This is a genomic window from Vibrio sp., assembly GCF_047973365.1.
GTDB lineage: Bacteria > Pseudomonadota > Gammaproteobacteria > Enterobacterales > Vibrionaceae > Vibrio.
Window position 1 is genome coordinate 50,951 of sequence record NZ_JBKEBW010000131.1, and the last position, 20,216, is coordinate 71,166.

5 protein-coding genes are annotated in these 20,216 nt (G+C 44.5%); 4 read left to right on the forward strand and 1 reads right to left on the reverse strand.

Features of this window, described 5'->3' with window-relative positions:
- Nucleotides 1–100: 100 nt before the first annotated feature.
- Nucleotides 101–1,783: a pseudouridine synthase gene (locus tag ACK5MF_RS16410; protein WP_416923645.1), complete on the reverse strand. Its 1,683-nt coding sequence runs from the start codon at nt 1,781–1,783 to the stop codon at nt 101–103.
- Nucleotides 1,784–2,124: 341 nt separating this feature from the next.
- Here ACK5MF_RS16410 and ACK5MF_RS16415 point away from each other — a divergent pair, with 341 nt between their 5' ends.
- From ACK5MF_RS16415 to ACK5MF_RS16430, 4 genes are all read left to right on the forward strand, one after another.
- Nucleotides 2,125–3,462, forward strand: a complete 1,338-nt coding sequence (locus ACK5MF_RS16415; protein WP_416923646.1) for a TolC family protein — start codon at nt 2,125–2,127, stop codon at nt 3,460–3,462.
- Between the two features lie 46 nt (nt 3,463–3,508).
- Entirely contained in the window at nt 3,509–16,717 is a 13,209-nt protein-coding gene (locus tag ACK5MF_RS16420) for an Ig-like domain-containing protein (protein ID WP_416923647.1), read from the forward strand.
- 133 nt (nt 16,718–16,850) lie between these two features.
- Entirely contained in the window at nt 16,851–18,986 is a 2,136-nt protein-coding gene (locus tag ACK5MF_RS16425; protein ID WP_416923648.1) for a type I secretion system permease/ATPase, read from the forward strand.
- Between the two features lie 5 nt (nt 18,987–18,991).
- Nucleotides 18,992–20,161 (forward strand): HlyD family efflux transporter periplasmic adaptor subunit, encoded by a 1,170-nt coding sequence (locus tag ACK5MF_RS16430; protein ID WP_416923649.1) that lies wholly within the window; start codon nt 18,992–18,994, stop codon nt 20,159–20,161.
- The last annotated feature ends 55 nt before the right edge of the window (nt 20,162–20,216 follow it).

A 20,216-nucleotide genomic window follows, 5' to 3' on the forward strand; every position in this document is an offset into this window, starting at 1 on the left:
TGTTCATGGGGATTCACTCACTTGCCGCCTACCTGCAACTTCAAGTAGTTTGGGTATATTCATTTGCTTTATATCGGTAGCAGCTATTGTATTGAATGGATTAAAAATCAGCATCGACTTGGAAGTGCATACGCTGTTTTGTGTAGGGATGATCAAAGCTTAGACTCTCAGCATGCAGATGAAGACGGGTATTTTTGCTTCCGTATAAGTCATCTCCAACAATCGCCATGTTTAATCCATCTGTGTGGGCACAATGGACACGAAGTTGATGGGTTCGCCCTGTTTTTGGATAGAGGTAGACTCGGCTTTGTCCATTTTCAGTGCTGATTTTCTGCCAGAAAGTTTCTGCGTGTTTACCGTGTTGGTGGCAAACCATTTGGCGAGGTCGGTCATCTAAATCACCACGCAGAGGAAGCGTGATTTCACCTGAATCAGCCATCAGTTCGCCGCTCAATAGTGCTACGTAGCGCTTCTCAACGCCACGAGTAATAAACTGTTTTTGCAAACTCTTGTTCGCGCGGCGAGTGAGTGCAAACACCAGTATTCCGGATGTTGACATATCCAACCGATGCAGAACAAAAGGGCCTTCCACGTCGATAAACATTGCCTCTAAGCGTGTCAGAACCGAATCTTTGATGTTCACACCGGGTACAGACAAAAACTCAGCGGGTTTGTTGACGACGACAATCGCTTCATCTTGATAGAGGACCTCTATTTCTTTACCGTCAGCGGGATTTTCAAGCAACGGATTGTCATCCAGTTCTATACCCTCAAGCATGTGACCCAATATTGGTTGGCATTTATTATTACATGCTGGGTAATACTTTTTGTGCTGACGGATTTCAGATTTTGGTGAACGTCCCCACCAAAATTCCGCCAATGCAATCGGCTTTAGTTGGTGTGCAAAAGCGTATTGCAACAATTTAGGGGCCGCACATTCGCCAGAACCGGCTGGTGGAATAGGATTTGCTGTGTTTTCAAAGACATCGACCAGCGATTTCTCCTCACCCTGCGGATTTAAAAACTGGTATTGCGAGAACAGCTTTTTCTGTAAAGCCGCGGAAAGTTGCTTACGCTTTTCTTTGAGTTTATCCAACTGATTTTGATGTTGTTCAAGTTCTGCTTGAAGCAGCGCTAACTCGTTGTGCCACTTTTGTTTGAGATACTTTCGTTGATTTTTCTCGGTCACGCTCTGTTGAGCAAGTTGTTCAAACAACGCAGCTACTTCATTTGCAGATAAGTTGGCGGGAGGTGTTTGACGCAGGAATTTGCGATTCTTACGTCCTGCAATCATCAACTGACGATGAGCTTCTATTTGCTGCTCAGCTTGTTTTTGGCAGGTTTGGATGGCATGAGTTAGTTCTGTTGGTCGCAGGGAAGCGTTTAGTTCGCGAACTTGACGATTGATCTCGGCAATCTCATTTGCTTCGACGCGGAAAAAGGTTTCGTCCGCAAAACGATCAAATATCGGTGGAACGAAACGAGGCTGTTGCAGTTTTTCAGCGAGCAGGCCAGAAAACGCAGACAGATAGCCTAATTCACCTCGGAAATTCTGCACCACTAACACGCCAAACATTTTGCCATGAGAATCAGGCTCAAGCTCCGTTAAGCCGAAAGGATGCAACCAGTCAGTTTGAGTCTCAATATGCTGTTGGAGTTCTTGAGCTGCGATCTCACTTAATGGATGTGGTTGATAGCAAAACGGATAAGTAAAACGCTCCGGTAATGTGAATTCAGAGATGTCCGTCTGAAAAGGGGTAAAACAGTGATCGGAGTGCTTCATAATGCCAAAACCTCTTGTTAGGTCAACAGAACCTAGATATCAGCGCGGAATTTTACTGGGTACAGAGGCAAAATTCATCGTTTTATTTTTTATCACAAGTTGGCGTGTTGGCATGGGAGGGGATTGTTGTATTTGCGTGCTAATTGTTCATCAGTTGATTGATATATATAATTGCCCTGTTAGTGAGAGATTAGTCATGTGAGATGTTTTTTAAATGAAATATATTCTGTTGATGGTTTGAGAAAAGCCCTACAAGGATACACGTTGACATTATATTAATATAGTTTGAGTGTTTTTTATTTTGTCATAAATTGATTAATTGTAGTGTTTTAAAGAAGTTAATGAAAATTTTATTCTTGTATTTAAGTCTGATCAAGAGAATCAAAAAAGAGAGCCAACTAATTTTTTGCTCTTTAATAGGCATTTTATATTTTTCAGCAACTCCTGCATTGGCTAATCAAGCGTCGGATTTGACGGCAGCGTGGAGTTCTGATGGGTACTTTCCTATGGTTGATGAAATATCACTTGAAGAATTGGTTCATTTTTCTCTTGCTGAAAGCCCATCGGTGATTGAGGGTTCGTTACAGACAGAAATGGCTGAGGCGATGCTTGATGAAGCAAAAGGCGGATGGCTGCCAAAAGTGTCAGTCAATACAGGAAGATCTTTGCTTGGCAGTAACAACAATACTGATTATGGCTTGCAAGTTAATCAGCTATTGTATGATTTTGGCAAGACGGGGTATCAAATTGATGCTGCTTCTCATAACTTAGTCGTTAATCAATATCAGAAACGAATTATATCTAAAAATATTGTTTTACAAACGGCTCTTTATTATCTGGAAATAAAACGTTTTGAACAACTCATTTTAGCCATGGGTGAAAACATAAGAAACTTAGAGAAACTTCATTCTATGGCATCGTTGCGTGTTAATGCCGGGGTCACTACGCAGTCAGATGTATTGCAGATAAAATCAAGAATATCCTCCATGGAAACTATTCTTATTGGCTATCAAGCAAATCATGATGTTTGGATTACAAAAATTTCTGTCTTATCTGGAGTAGCAGCTAATAGATACCAAGCATTTCAGCATGAAAAATTCGATATTTCATCTTTACAATCAATTCAACTCTCCACTTTGCCTGAAATGTTAATTGCTGAAGCAAATCTTAATGTGGCACAAAATGATTTAAAGGCCGCCCAAAGTGCCAAATTGCCGACCATTGATATGACATTGGATATTAATAAAAAAGATGACACTAGCTCTTCAGATTGGGATAAACAGATATATGTAAATTTAAATTATCCCATATATCAAGGTGGTGTATTGACCGCTCAGGCTAAACAAGCGAGTGCCAGAGTTTCCATCGCTAAGCAGAATTTACAACAAGCTAAGCTGGATATTATTCAATCTTCAAAAATTGCGTTAAGAGAATTTGAGAGCGCAAAACGACTTAAAAATGAAAGTGCTATACAGAACAGTACTGCAAAAAAAGCAAAGGATATTTATCAAGATGAGTATCTGTTGGGAAAGAGAAGTTTGAATGATCTTTTAACAGCAGAGCAAGATTTGGTTCAAGCTATTCAGGCTGAAGTTAACGCCCATTTTGATGGCTTGATGGCCGCGATTAATTATCTTTCCATTCGTGGTGAATTATTAAACGTTATTAAGCACGGCTAACTTGATTAGCCTGTGGTATTAAAAAATTATAAATTCAGGATATATTGTGAAAAAAATTATTAACGTTGTATCAAGAAAAACAAATGACTCAGTTATTCATACGAGCGATAAATTGACCAATATGGCGATATTTATCTCCGAGCCGAGTGTTATCCAGATGAGAGGGACGACCGCTGATGTTGCTAAATATGTCAGACAAGGTAATGAACTTATCATTTATTTTCAAGATGGAACCATAGTTAAACTTCGTAATTATTTTGCCGATTCGGATAGCAGTTCTGAGTTGGTATTTGAATCACAAGGCGAGTTAACTCATGTTGAATTTGATAGCGTTAATATATCCAGTCATGACTTAACGCCTGTCGAACTTGTTGCTCACCAGTCAAATATCGAAAGCATTGCGCCATTTTTTGATGATAGCAGTTTCTTAGACTATGCCTTTGGTATCACCGCCGGGTTATTTGCAGGTATTGGTGGATACATGCTAAACGATGGCAAATCAGAATCGGTCGAAGTAGCTGCACCACAGATAGAAACCGTTTCTAACCCCACTTTTGTCGTACTGGATGATAGTGCTGAGCAAACTTGGGGGATCACCCATGGTGCGGTTACTCATGATACAACACCTCAGTTTTCTGGTACTGGTCACCCAGGTGCAACGATTCAGGTTAAGGATGCCAATGGCAACACTATCGCAAGTGTGATCGTGGGCAGCGATGGCACCTGGAGTGTGACCTTATCAGCACAAGAGTATGACACTCATACATGGTCTATTTTGCAGATTAATGGTAATGACGTGGCTCATGCTGGAGAAATCTCTTTTACCATTGCACCAGAAGTGGCAAGTATCAGTGTTGATATTATCAGCGCCGATAGCACGATTAATTATTCAGAATTATTGGAAGGGATCACGCTTTCAGGGCAAACGGAAGGTCTGCAAGTAGGCACAGAATTGACCGTTGTATGTAATGGCAATACCTATATTGCGACAGTTAGTAGCGATGGTTCATGGAGCACATTAGTTCCAACTAACGATTCTCAGCTTATGTCAGATGGTGAATATACCGTCACGGTAACAGGACAAGATAAAGCCGGTAACGAAATTGTTGGTTCTTATGATCTGACCGTCGATACACTTAAACCTGAAGTGACGATTGACCCTGTGACTGGCGATAACATACTTAACGCATTAGAACTTAATCAGGTGCAAATTGTTAGTGGTACGGCAACGGGTGTTCCTGCAGGAACAAAAGTGCTGGTCAAAATTGGTGATGCTCAATATACCGCTCTTGTCGATGCTTCAGGCCAGTGGAGCGTTGCTCTCTCTTCTATTGCTTCAATCACCACGGTCAATGGCAAATTTAATATCGAAGTTACTGTTGTGGATGTTGCAGGCAACGTCGGCAAAGACGTGCAAGAGGTGCTCATTGATACTGATGCGTCATTGTTAGAGATAAATACTATTGCTGAGGACAATATTCTAAATGCAATTGAAAAAGGTGAAACCTTGTCAATCAGCGGCAGTAGCGGTGGATTTGCAGCAGGCACTATCGTCACAGTGACGCTTAATCATAGAGATTATGAAGCGACAATTGCAAGTGATGGCTCCTGGAGCGTGGACGTCTCTCCTGCAGATTTAGCGCTACTTGGTAATAGCAGTTATCTGGTCTCCGTTAGTGCTACCAATGAGGCCGGCAATATCACTGAAGAGCAAGCAAGCCTAACAGTTGACACAAGTTTACCGACGGTCGTGATTGATACCATTGCAAGTAACGATATTGTTAACGCTGCTGAGATTGTAACAGGGCAAACAATCACAGGTAGTGTGAGTAATGCTAAAACAGGTGATACCGTTGTTATTTTACTTGGTGGTGTACGTTATACCGCAACGGTACAAGACGATCTAACTTGGAGTTTAGATTTATCGTCAGATGTTTTTACTGCATTAGGTGATGGTGAAATAACCATCAATGCTTCGGTCACCAATGAGCGGGGTAATACTGGCAGTGTTGATCATGACATGGTCGTGGATGCCAAATTACCTGGACTACGTGTTGATACGATTGCCGGTGATGATGTCCTTAACAGTATTGAAACTGGTCATGATCTGGTCATTAGCGGTACCAGCACCCACCTGGAAGCAGGCAGCAGTATCACTATTCATGTAAATGGAAAAGATTACGCAGCGACAATACTTGCCAATGGTCGTTGGCAAACCGGTATATCCGCTGCAGATGTAAGTGAATGGCCTGAGGGCTGTGTAGATATTACTGTCGATGGGCTAAGCGGTGCGGATACTGCTGTGAGTATTATTTATCCTGTCACTGTTGACTTGGATGCGTTAGCGATAAGCATTGATCCCATCACTGATGATAATGTCATCAATGCTTTGGAGAAAGGTCAGGAACTGCCGTTGTCGGGAATGACGAGCAACGTAGAAGCGGGCCAAGTGGTCACCATTATTTTAGCTGGACAACGTTATACAGCTGAGGTGGATGGTGATGGACGCTGGAGTGTGAATATTCCGGCTGAACAAGTAGCAATGCTCAAGGATGGCGATCATTCCGTCCAGGTGAGTGTCAGCAACGTTAATGGTAACAGCACTTCTGCTACGCATGAATTTGAAGTAGATACCTTAGCACCGACATTAGTGATCAATACCATTTCAAGCGATGATGTTTTAAATGCCCAAGAGCAGGGCGCAGATCTGATCATCAGTGGTAGTTGTAATGCGGATGCTGGGCAAACCGTGACTGTGGTATTGAATGGCAACGAGTATACTGCCAACGTTGACAATACGGGTAAATGGACACTTGCTGTTCCTGCGGCTGACCTTGATTCGTTAACCGATGGCACTGTTACTGTTAGTGCAACGGTTGCTGATCAATCCGGTAATGAGACCTCCGTGGATCGGGATATCACAGTCGATACCACCGCGCCAGTAGTTACCATTAACACGATTGCCGGTGACAATGTTCTTAATGCATCAGAAGTTAGACAGGCACAGTTTATCAGCGGCACGGCAACGGGGGTCGCTGAAGGTACTCGTGTTACTGTAACCATCAATAATCTTCAAGTGACCACTATTGTCGACGAGTCCGGAAACTGGTCTGTCGGTGTTCCTTCTTCGACGCTATCAACAGCACCCGATGGTGAATTAACGGTTGAAGTCACTGTGATTGACAGTGCAGGAAATTCAGGCAGTGCAACGTCGTCAATAACCATTGATACCGAACCATCGGTCATCGTGATTGATACTTTGGCTCAGGATAATGTGCTTAATGCTATCGAAAAAGGCGAAGCACTTATTGTGAGTGGTAGCAGTGATGAATTGGTAGAAGGAACGGTGGTTACGGTCACACTAAATGGCCAAACATACACCGCCGAGATTGACGCGAATGGTTTGTGGACACTGGCGATCGCTCCTGCTGACTTGGCTTCATTAGTCGATACCGACTATACCCTTACCGCCACAGCCAGTGACGATGTGGGTAACATCGCGAATGCATCGGTTGAGCTTCTGGTGGATACCACTTTACCCACGGTGATCATTAACACCATTGCGGGTGACAATATTATTAATGCTGCAGAAGTGAATGCAGGGCAAACCATTAAAGGTCGGGTTGTCGACGCACAACAAGGCGATACCGTCACGGTTGTTATTGGTGGCAATAGCTATACCGCAGAGGTACAGGCAGATTTGAGTTGGAGTGTGAATATTCCTTCTGACGTTCTGCAAGCTCTTGGGGATGGAAGCCTTACCGTAACGGCTTCAGTGGCGAATGAACAAGGCAATATTGGCTCGGCAGATCTCGACGTGACGATTGATGCCAAACTTCCAGGGCTACGTGTCGATACCATAGCCGGTGATGATGTCATCAATGGGATTGAGCATCAGCAAGCACTGGTGATTAGCGGCAGCAGCAGCGGTTTAACGGTCGGTAGCAACGTCACGATTAAGATTAATGGTGAGCAGTATGCTGCGACGGTATCAGAAGGCGGTAACTGGTCTGTCGGTATTCCTGCTGAAGTCGTTAGTGCGTGGTCTGACGGTGCGTTAGACGTTGTTGTTGAAGGCGTCAGCAGTGCTGGAAACCCGGTCAGTATCAACCATCCTATTACTGTCGATCTGAGCCCAGTTGCGATCAGTGTAGACACTGTGGCAGGTGATGATGTTCTGAATGCGCTTGAAAAAGGCGAGACGTTAGTCATATCAGGCACCACCCTCAATGTAGAAGAGGGGCAAATCGTAACCATTATTTTGGGTGGCAAACAACATACCGCTTCAGTACAAAGTGATGGTAGTTGGAGCGTCAGCGTTGCCGCTAATGATGTCGCCGCGCTCAATGACGGACATCACCATATTGAAGTCAGTGTGAGTAACGTCAATGGTAACGGTGCATCAGCATCTCATGAACTTTCAGTGGATAGCTCTGCTCCGACTTTAACCATCAATACTATAGCCGCCGATGACATCTTAAATGCTATTGAACAAGCCAATAACCTCATCATTAATGGTACAAGCTCAGCGGAAGTCGGTCAGACGGTAACCGTGACGCTAAATGAGCATGAATACACAGCTACGGTTGGTGCGGATAAAAATTGGAGTGTTACTGTCTCTGCTGACGACTTAGCTGCACTTGCTGATGGTCATTTCATCGTAACGGCGACAGTGACCGATAAAGCGGGTAACGCGGTTGAAATTAACCGCGACCTTACGGTTGATACCGTCGCGCCTGTGATCACGATTAATACCGTTGCAGGGGATGACGTCATCAATGCTGAGGAACAAAATCAGCCACTTATCGTGACAGGTAATGTTACCGGAGTGCTAGCCGGCTCTCGTGTAGAAGTTGATATTGATGGCACGAAATTTATCACTATTACTGATGCTGACGGGAATTGGAGTGTTGGTATCCCATCATCGGTTGTGTCTGCGGCATCGGGTGAATCGTTAACGATTACGGCAACCGTGACGGGTGAAGCGGGTAATACACATACTGTAATCAAAGACGTTGCGGTGGAAACCGCGGAACACCCTTTGATTATCCATGATATTGCTGAAGATAATATTCTCAATGCGATTGAAAAAGGTCAGGCGTTGACCATTAGTGGTGAAAGTGAAGGATTAAGTGAAGGTACTGTGGTTACCGTTGAGCTCAATGGTAAAAGCTATACGGCAACCACGGATGCCAGTGGTGCATGGTCATTGGAGATCCAACCTGTTGATTTGGCAGATTTAGGCGATGTCAGTTACACATTGACGGCAAGTGCTACCAATGATGTTGGTAATGCAAGCTCATCACAAACAAGCCTACTGGTTGATACCAGCCTACCAATGGTCGTGATTAATTCGGTCGCTGGTAATAATGTTCTTAATGCCAGCGATGTGGCGGTGGGACAAACCATCAGCGGTATGGTTTCCAATGCAGCGGCTAACGATACAGTTATCGTGACACTTGGTGGTCAAACTTATACAGCAAGCGTCCAAAGTGACTTAAGCTGGAATATTAATGTTCCAACTGAGGTACTCACAGCGTTAGGAAATGGCGAATTAACCATTAATGCTACCGTAACTAATGGTCGTGGCAATACTGGCTCTGCTGAGCATGACATTACCATAGATGTGAACCTACCGGGTTTACGGGTTGATACTGTTTCTGGTGATGATGTCATCAATAGTATCGAACATGGACAAGCGCTTGTTATCACCGGTAGCAGTAGTGATATTCCGGTCGGAAGTAGCGTTACTGTTACGATTAACGGTAAAGATTACAGCGGCACTGTGGTTGCCGGTGGTGACTGGCAAATTGGCATCTCTAGCGCAGATGTGAGTGCTTGGCCTGCGGGTGAAGTGAGCATTGTGGTGAGCGGTGAAAGTAGTGCTGGCAACGGTGTGACGATCACACATCCCATTGTGGTGGATTTGAGTGAGGTTTCCGTCAGCATTGGTACGATTTCTGACGATAATATCCTCAACGCGATGGAAAAAGGTAACGCTCTCACGTTGTCTGGAGAGACTCAGAATGTTGAAGCTGGGCAGACAGTGACCATCACATTAAATGGCAATAAATACACTGCCACGGTAGCGGAAGATGGAAGCTGGACAGTGGATATCCCTGCCGACAAAGTGGCTCTTTTGCAAGACGGCAAAAACCAGGTGACGGTTTCAGTCAGCAATGTAAACGGCAACAGCGGCTCTGCTGAGCAGGAATTTGTCGTTGACAGTGTTACACCACAACTCACGATCAATGATGTCGCGGTTGACAATATGCTGAACGCGGTTGAGCAAGGTAACGCTCTGGTTATTGACGGTACCAGCAGCGCCGAAGCGGGGCAAACGGTCACTATTACGCTGAACGATAAAGTCTACACTGGCTTGGTTGACAATAATGGGCTATGGAGTGTGACGGTTCCTGCGGAAGATTTAGCCTTGCTTAATGATGGGGAAGTCTCTATCTCTGCTGATGTGACGGATAAAGCTGGCAACAGCAGTTCGGCGCAACACGAATTTGTTGTTGATACCACATCGCCAACGCTGACGATCAATGTGGTGGCATTTGATGATGTTATTAACGCAGCAGAATCCACCCAAGGTGGTGTGATTCGCGGTACGGCGGTTGGAGCCAAAGAAGGCAAACTGATTAAAGTGACTTTTGCTGGTCAAACTTATACCAGTGCGGTTGATGAGTTTGGTAACTGGAGCATTGGTGTTCCTGCCTCGGTCGTGTCTCAGTTAGAAGACGGTACATTTACCATTATCGCTAGCGCAATTGATGATGCGGGGAACTCAGTTTCAGTTAGTAAAGACATCGAGGTTAATACGGCATCAGCGTCGATGACTATCAACGACATCGCTACTGATAATGTGTTAAACTCGATTGAAAAAGGCGAGGCATTAACCATCAGTGGCGGTAGCGACGGGCTTAGCGCAGGAACGACTGTTACGGTAAATTTAAACAATAAAAATTATACTGCGACGGTCGAAAATGATGGCTCTTGGAGTGTGACGATTGAGCCATCTGATTTAGCGGCGCTTGGCGATGTGAGCTATACGGTATCTGTCACTGCGACCAATGATATTGGTAACAGCACATTGGTTGAAAGCAGCCTACTTGTGGATACTAGTCTGCCTGTGGTGACTATTTATGCCATTGCCAATGACGACATCATTAACGCAAGTGAAATCGAATCGGTCGTGGTGGTTGCTGGTCATGTGGCCAATGCAAAAGCGGGTGATACGGTGACCATTACCCTTGGCGGGCAAACGTTCACCACCACGGTCGCTGACGATCTCAGTTGGAGTGTTAATGTCCCGAGTGATGTATTAAAAGCGCTCGGTGATGGTGAGTTGACGGTCAAAGCATCGGTGACGAATGAGCACGGTAACACTGGTTCCCATGAGCATGACATTACCATAGATGCGAACTTGCCGAGTGTGCGTGTCAATGTTGTATCTGGTGATGATGTGATTAACAGCATTGAAGCGGAACAGGCACTGATCATTACCGGTAGCAGCCATGGTTTAGCCGAAGGCAGCACCATCACAGTGTTGATCAATGGTCAAACTTACATCACTAATATTCTTGCCGATGGTAGCTGGCAAGCGCCGATATCCGCAGAGGATGTTGCATTATGGGCTGACGGTCATCTTGATATTCAAGTCATAGGCGAAAGTGAAGCTGGTAATGCGGTGAGTATTACCCACCCCATCACAGTGGATTTAAGTGATGTGGCCATCAGTGTGAATGCAGTGACAGCAGATAACATCGTCAATGCAATGGAGCAGGGAACCGATCTTACCATCTCTGGTGCAACGAGAAATGTTGAGAATGGTCAAACGGTTACCATTACTCTTAATGGCAGAACGTACACCGCAATCGTACAAGATGGCACTTGGAGCGTTAATGTTCCGTCTTCCGAAGTTGTACGTTTAGAAGATGGAAACCGTTATCTACAGGTCAATGTTACCAATCAAAACGGCAACGGCGCTTCCGCGACCCATGAATTTGATGTGGATAGTGTTGCGCCAACGTTGACGATCAACACCATAGCCACGGATGACATCATTAATGCTACTGAGCAGGGCAAAGAACTGGTCATTTCTGGTACCAGTAATGCACAAATGGGGCAAGTGGTCACTATTACTGTTAACGGTCAATCTTATACGGGGAGTGTGAACAGTAACGGGCTGTGGAAAGTAACCGTACCGGCAGAAGACTTAGCGACTATTGCTGATGGCAATATTACGGTTGAAGCCAGCATAGAAGATGTAGCGGGTAACAGCACTAGTGCCAGTCGGGAAGTGACGGTGGATACCACTGTGCCAAACGTCACGATTAACAGTGTGACGGATGATAACGTCATTAACAGCATTGAATCTAAAGCTGGCGTCGCTATTTCCGGTACTTCTGATGCTGAGGTTGGCAGTAAAGTCGTTGTTACCTTTAATGACCGCAATTACGAAACGACGATTCAGAGTGATGGTAGCTGGTCAATTGATGTACCGTCTAATCACTTGTCTGGGTTAATGCAAGGCGAGCATGGCATTCAAGTCTCTGTGACCGACAGTGCCGGCAATTCTCATAGTGAATCGACCACGGTCTCTGTGGAAGTGAGCCCACCAACCTTGACTATTGATATCTTTGCACAAGATAACTACGTGAATAGTGCTGAACATGAATTAATGCAGACTATCACCGGGACAAGCGATGCGATCGGCCAGGAAGTCACGGTAACCCTTAATGGGCAAACATATACTGGGATAGTTGGTATCGATGGCACGTGGAGTATCGCGGTTTCGGCTACCGATATGCAGGCATTAGCCGAAGGGCAAAATACCATTACGGCCAGCGTTAATGGCGCATTAGGTAACAACAATACCACGGAGGCGAATTTTGAGGTCGACCTGACAGCGCCAACGGCTGTGATTAATGTCGAGGCGATTACTGATGATACGGGAATAGATACCACCACTGGCGTGTCGGAAATCAACAGTGATTTTCGAACCTCGGACAATCAGTTTACGCTCTCTGGCTCAACCACAGGTACCTTAGCGGCTAATGATATTTTCCAGGTCAGCCTTGATGGTGGTGTAACATGGAGTGACGTTACATTAATCAATGGTAATTGGTCTATTACTAATAGCAGCGCATTGTTGGATGGGTCCTATACCTACTATTTCCGTGTCGTCGATGCTGCGGGGAATGCGGGTAAAGTGGTTTCGAAAACGGTGACTGTGGATACTGAAAATCCAGAGCACACTGTCACGATTTCCGGATATGAAGATAATGTCGGCATTTACCAAAGTGGTGAACTTGGCTTATTTGCTAGCGGCGATTACACCGATGATCAATCTATTTTGCTGAAAGGCACACTGGATAAAGAAATCAGTGCACAATTGGGGGAAACGGGTGTGATCCGTATCTACAATGGTACGACATTATTAGGCGTTGCTACGGTCGATGGTCTGGAATGGAGTTTCCTTGTTGAGGATCTTGCGGAAGGTGCGCATAACTTAACCGCCGTGGTGGTTGATCTGGTGGGTAACGAAGGCAGTTATTCGCAAGAGTTTGTCATTAACGTTGATTTAACTGCACCAACAATCACTGCCAGCATAGATAGCTATGTTGATAATATTGACAGTGCGACTCATGATGCCGCAGTGACATTAGCCAATAACAGCCAAACCAATGACACTTTACCCTTGCTGCAAGGTTCACTTTCTGGCGCTATCTCAGCGACGGATACCGTACGAATTTATGATAGTACCGGAGCGTTCATTGGTACGGCAGTTGTCGATGGCAACAGTTGGTCATTGCAATTAACCACACCGTTAACCGAGGGCGACCACACCTTTACTGTTTTTGTGGTCGATCAAGCGGGTAACCATAGCGCGAGTTCGCCGGACTTTACCCTGACGGTAGATATCACGCCACCGGCACAGACGGTGACTATCGATAGCTATATTGATAATGTCAATAACGGTGATTACCAAACAGGGGAGCATCTATCAGGTAGTCATACCAATGACACCACACCAGAGTTACAAGGTCGTTTAAGTTCGGAGCTGTTAGCCGGTGAAGTGGTGCGTATTTATCAAAACGGTAATTACATTGGTGATGCGACAGTGAATGCCGACTTAACCTGGAGCTATTTAGTTGATAACGAACTGAGCGATGGGAGGTACGATTATACTGCGGTGGTTGCTGATGCTGTGGGTAACGAAGGGGGATGGAGTAACGAACTGAACCTAACAGTGGATACGGTAGCACCAAGCGAAGGCTCTGTTACCGTTGATGCTCTGACGACAGCCGATGCGACCCCAACCATTACCGGTACGGTGCAAGGTATGGCGGAAGGAAACCGTTTACAAGTGCTAGTCAATGGCGTGCTTTATACTCATGGTGTTGATGACGAACTGACAGTGACAGGAACAAGTTGGTCATTAAAAATTCCGGCAAACCATGCGCTTAATGCCAATGGCACCGTGGATATTGCCTACGAAGTTGAAGCGCGAATTGCGGATTTAGCCGGTAACGCGAAACTTGATGCGACCAGTGATGAGCTAGTGGTGTTACGGGATACCACTGTGGTTCGCTCGCCAGGCTTTGATTATCTTGCAGAGCTGCAACCTGAACTATTGATTCGTGGTAATCCGGGAGAGAATGAAAAACTCGTGGTTACCATTAAAAATGCAGCGGGCGATACCGTGGCTACATTTGATAGCTCACTGGGACAAATGACGCAGTTATCAACCGGAAACTGGTCTATTAGCGCAGCTAATTGGGGGGAGACGTTGCTCTCCGCAGGTAAATACACGGCGTTTTCAGAAGTCGTCGTTGCCGATGGTTCCGGTGGGCAAAGCATGGAGCAGCCGATCGAGTTTACTATTGTTGAGCCGGTCATTAACTCTTTGGCTTCCAACCATACTGATAGTCGCTATGATGATAGCAATGCGAAAGTCGTTGCTAACCCTGATGGTGAAAGCTATTGGGTGTTCTGGGCGCAGTCGACATCAACCAGTAACACTCCAACTTATAACTTAATGGCGGAACAGTATGATTCGCAAGGCAATCTGATTGCAGGCAGTACCATCACGGTTGCGACCAATACCGGGCAAACGAATGGCACCAATTTGCAATACATTTCATTGTACGATGTGTATATGAAAGCTGACAGTTCGTTTTCGGTGTTCTATTCACAAGGCTCAACCACCCCTTATCTAGCTAATTATACAGCTTCAGGTGAGTTGATTAGCCGCAACAGTGTACAGTCCAATCAAACCTATGAGCTAACGCCGAGCTATGTTGAATTGGATAACGGTGATTACATTCTGGTTTTCGTTAGTGGTACTGTAGAAAGCTACAATGTGTATTCACAACGTTATAGTGCCGATGGCACTGCACTTGACGCCAACCCTATCGCACTAACTTCCGGCTCGAACCAAGCAAATGGGATGTGTTACATGACATCAACCTATATTGGTCGACCAACAGGCATGTCAAACAGTGGTTTCTGCACGCAAGGGATGGCGTCTGTTGCGGTGGGTGATGGCAAATATGCCGTATTGCATATGAGTGAGCAATCCATTTCGGGCAGCACTATCAGCAATAATGGTGCGACGGGTGGTTTGGATATGCATCTTAAAATTTATGATGCTAATACCGGCAGCTCAACACCGGTTGCTATGACTCTTGCCAATAGCGAAACGGCTGCGATGCAGATTGGTGCTGATTTAGTGCGCTTACACGATGGTTCATTTGTTGCGATTTGGGCATCCAACCACGGTTCATCGGGCACATATGGTACCGGTGATGGATTTGATGTGTATTCGCGCCGCTTTAAGTGGGATGAAAGTACACAATCATTAGTGGCGTTGGATGCGACTGAAAACAGGGTTAATACCTCGCAAGATGGTGTTAACGGCATTTCATATAATGAGATGTCGGTTAACTTTAGCGCGACCGGACTGGTACAAGGCGGATATGTTGTTACTTGGGCAAAAGCGACGGCAAGCAATAAGTCGGAAATCTATGCGCAAACCTATGATGCCGCAGGTAACAAAGTCGGTGGTGAAACCCTGTTGTCGGTGAATAGTCCCAATGTCGATAGTCAACCTTCCGTAACCGCGTTACTCGATGGTGGCTATGTGGTGTCCTGGAACAATCAAACCAATGGTGGTAACTACCATGGCGTCACCACTAACGATATTAAAACCATCATCATTAATCCAGATGGTACTATTCGTGGCGAAGGCGATGACACCATCTATTCTGCCGCTTCGGTAACCATAGCCGAGTCTAATGATGCAACCTTAGCGGGCTCTGAAGGTGTCAATACTCTTGATGGTCGTGGATATTCCGGCGTAACGTTAAATGGTCTTGCCGGCAACGATTACCTAATGATTGATACTCTTAATTTTACGAGTATTGCCGGTGGTATAGGGTTTGATACCTTGCTGTGGGATTCGATTGCCGATCTCGATTTGGCTGCGGTGAGTGATCGTGTACAGGGTATCGAGGCGATTCATCTCGGTGACAATAATGCCAACAAGCTGACTTTAACTTTGGAGTCGGTACAAGGTGCTTCTGATACCACCGATGTACTGGTTGTGTATGGTGGCGATAGCGATTCGCTAGAGTTAACCGATTCCGGCTGGAGTTTGATTGGTGAGCAAATATGGCGCGGTGATATCTACCAAGTCTATGAGAACAACAACAGCACCGAAGCATCACTATGGGTTCAAGATGGTATTACCGTTTACAATAGCGGAGCGAGCTCATTATCTGTGGTGACTTTCAGTCAGGGACTGTTGCGTGGTAGTGATGAAAGTGATGTGATTGATATCACGGCTGAACAACAGATCATCGAGATGGGGAATGGTGGGCAAGATTCGTTATTGTTTAATGTGCTCAACAGTGCTGACAGTTTAGCCGGTCACAGCGAAACCTTAATTAATGGATTTACCGTTGGTAATTATGGGGTGACTATGGATGCTGACCGTATCGATATCAGTGAACTGTTACGAACCAATACCGAGTTTAGTCGCCTTGCTGAAGAGTACGCGAACGGTGACATTGATTTGTCGGCGCTAAAAGATTTTCTTTCGGTAGAACATGATGGTACTAGTACCTCAATTAAAATTGACCGCGATGGTTCGGGAAATAGTTATGAATTGTCTACCTTAGTGACTCTGAATGGTGTTCAAACGGATCTGGAATCATTATTATTAAATAATCAGTTGGTTATTTAATAAATACAATTAATTGATAGGAAAGATAAATAAGGCATAAGTTATTCGCGGAAATACTGTGAATAGCTTATGCCATTGTCATATTGTTTGGTTGTTTATTTTATGAATGATAGTTTAATTATAATTTTTGCTGATGAAACTAACAAAAGATAACTATAAAGATTGGACCAATGTGTTGCAGTGTCTTGCGACGCATTACCGTATGAGTTTTTCTATAGAGAATGTAGAACTACTTATAGAAAATACATTGAATACGAAGCCATTTATAACGTTAGAATATGTAACGAGCAAAATGGACTTTGAGATTCATTATTCTAAAACTGCACTAAAAAGTATCACGCCTTCACGTCTTCCTTTAGTTGTGACTTTCAATGATGGTCAGGTAGCGGTTGTGACTAAAATGGATGCAGAGGGTAACTTCGCGGTTATTTTTGCTGGAGATGGGCAGCTAGAAAGTGTGCTAGAAAAGTCCTTTGTTCAGCAACATATTTCGTCGTGCATTGTTATTCGACCGTGTAACAATATTAAAGATGTGCGGGTCGATGCTTATATTAAGCCCTATAACAAAAATTGGTTTTGGAAAATTGCTTTAGCGGATTGGCGTAAATATATCGACATTATGGTCGCTTCGGTTATTGCCAATGTGCTTGCTTTATCGGGCATGGTCTTTTCTATGCAGATTTATGACCGCGTTGTACCGGCACAATCTGAGTCTACGTTGTGGGTTCTGTTTGCTGGTGTGATGATCGCGATCTTATTTGAATTCACTATGCGGATGATAAGAGCTTACATCTCAGATGTAATTGGCAAAAGGGCAGATTTGCGTGTTTCTGATCACGTCTTTTCACGAGCGCTAAGGATTCGAAATGACGCCCGTCCCAAATCGACCGGAACCTTTATTTCGCAAATTCGAGAGTTGGAATCGGTCAGAGAGTTGATCACCTCAACCACGTTTTCGACTTTGGCGGATCTGCCGTTCTTCCTGTTATTTGTCTCTATTTTGTGGTTTATCGGCGGGCCTCTTGCATGGGTTGTGATGTGCGCTGTGCCACTCATCGTGATTCCAGGGCTTATCGCACAAATTCCTTTGGCAAGGCTGTCAAACGAAGGGATGAGAGAGTCGGCCATAAGAAACGCGACGCTGATTGAATCGGTTCAGGGGATTGATGATATTAAATCAATGCGTGCTGAAGCTCGTTTTCAGAATCAATGGAACCACTCATGTGCGGTGTCCGCATCGGTATCAATGAAGCAACGACTCATTACCAATTTCTTAGTGGTTTGGACACAAGAGTTGCAAACCATGGTTTATGTTTTTGTTTTACTCTGCGGTGCTTACTTAGTCATTAATGGCGACATTACCACCGGGACCTTAGTTGGCGCGTCAATTCTCTCTTCAAGAACGGTGGCTCCACTGGCGCAAGTCACGGGTGTTCTTTCAAGGTGGCAATCGGCAAAAGTGGCGTTGAAAGGTTTGAATGATTTGATGCAAAAGCCATTGGATCAAGCCGAAGGTAAACATTTGGTCCATTTAAGTCATGTGCGTGGTGATTTTGAACTGCAGAATATCTCTGTTAGTTACGATGAAGAAAATTCAGACAGTAGCTTGACTATTCCATCACTGAAAATTTTCCCCGGGGAAAAAATAGCGATTTTGGGGCGTAACGGCTCTGGCAAAAGCACGCTATTGCGTGTGCTCTCAGGAATGCTAAAGCCTCAATCTGGTTCAGTATTATTGGATAAACTGGAATTAAGTTTTATCGATCCGCTAGATGTTCGGCGTGATGTCGGTTTACTTGAACAGTATGCCCATCTCTTTTTTGGTTCAATACGCGACAACGTGGTGATGGGACGTCCTATGGCATCTGATGCCGATATTCAACGAGCATTGAGACTCAGTGGTGCAGAGTCGTGTGTGGCAAAACAAAAAGAGGGCTTGAATCATATCATTCATGAAGGGGGAATAGGTTTATCCGGCGGTGAAAGACAAACTCTGCTGCTCGCCCGCCACTTTATTTGCGACCACAAAATATTATTACTCGATGAGCCAACGTCGATGCTTGATGAAATATCTGAACAAAGGTTAATCAGCGCTATGGAAAGTTGGGTTACTGATAAAACGTTGGTAGTGGCAACTCATCGTCTCTCTATTTTGGGATTGGTTGATCGGATCATTGTGTTAGACAAAGGGCAAATCGTTCTAGATGGTCCCAGAAACACCATTTTGCAACAGCTTCAGTCATCACAACCGTCAACCAATACGCAGTGAACATTATGAACCAATCCAACCTCGACGATTTACAAAGTGCGCGACTCCCTTCTTCATGGTGGGTTATCTGGGGAAGCGTGTTGCTATTTACCGCGTTTTATTTTTGGGCTTCATCGTACAAGTTAGATGAAGTGACCACAGGTCAAGGTACCGTGATTCCATCCGCGCGAGAACAAATTATTCAGTCTCTTGAAGGCGGGATCTTGAGTGAACTCCGAGTACATGAAGGCGATATTGTTGAGCGGGGACAAGAGCTAGCACAACTTGACAGAACGAAGACGGAATCTGTCGTTGAGGAAGCACAATCGAGATTGAATGCTGCTATGGCAAAAGTGGCGCGTCTTAATGCGGAAGTCAATCACACCGAGTTAGTGTTCCCAGAGGAAATAGCCAATCACCAAGAGCTGATTGAACATGAGAGCTATCTTTTTCAGTCCAGAAAGAAAAGTCTGAATGAGACAGTTAAAGGTTTAGAACAAGGAGTATGCTTAATCGAAGAAGAATTGGCGATGACAATTCCTTTAGTTAAAAGAGGCGCAGCAAGTAATGTCGAAGTGTTGAGGCTCAAGCGACAAAAAAATGAACTTGAAAATAAAAAAAATGAAGTCGTAAACCAATATTATGTTAACGGTCGAGAAGAGTTAACCAAAGCCAATGAAGAAATTTTTGCACAACGCTCAATTATTCGCGGTCGTGCCGATTCTTTAACGCGCTTAACCATTTATTCTCCGTCGAAAGCGATTGTCAAAGAAATCGACGTCACAACAATGGGCGGCGTTATCCCTCCCGGAGGGCAATTGATGAGCTTAGTTCCGATTGATGACAACATTCTTATTGAAGTGAAAATTTCACCTAGAGATGTGGCTTTTATTCATCCAGGACAAAAGGCGATTGTCAAAATTACCGCTTATGACTATTCAATATATGGTGGTCTCGAAGGTACAGTCACTATGATTTCACCTGGTACGATAAGGGATGAAGTAAGGCAAGAGCAGCATTTTTATAAAGTATTCGTTAAAACAAACGTGAATTATTTAAAGAATAAACAACAAGAAACTTTCCCTATATTTCCCGGTATGATCGCGGTTGTTGATATAAAAACCGGAAGTAAAACGGTGATTGATTATTTGATTAAACCATTAAATAAAGCGAAAGAGGCATTAAGAGAACGTTAATTAAATTTTAATTTGGCAGATGTTCTTGATGATATATGCCGTAAGTTTTTAACTA

What these genes read in the sequence shown, in the direction of transcription:
- ACK5MF_RS16410 (WP_416923645.1), bottom strand. Translation starts at nt 1,783, where the DNA reads ATGAAGCACTCCGATCACTGTTTTACCCCTTTTCAGACGGACATCTCT.
- ACK5MF_RS16415 (WP_416923646.1), top strand. Translation starts at nt 2,125, where the DNA reads ATGAAAATTTTATTCTTGTATTTAAGTCTGATCAAGAGAATCAAAAAA.
- ACK5MF_RS16425 (WP_416923648.1), top strand. Translation starts at nt 16,851, where the DNA reads ATGAAACTAACAAAAGATAACTATAAAGATTGGACCAATGTGTTGCAG.
- ACK5MF_RS16430 (WP_416923649.1), top strand. Translation starts at nt 18,992, where the DNA reads ATGAACCAATCCAACCTCGACGATTTACAAAGTGCGCGACTCCCTTCT.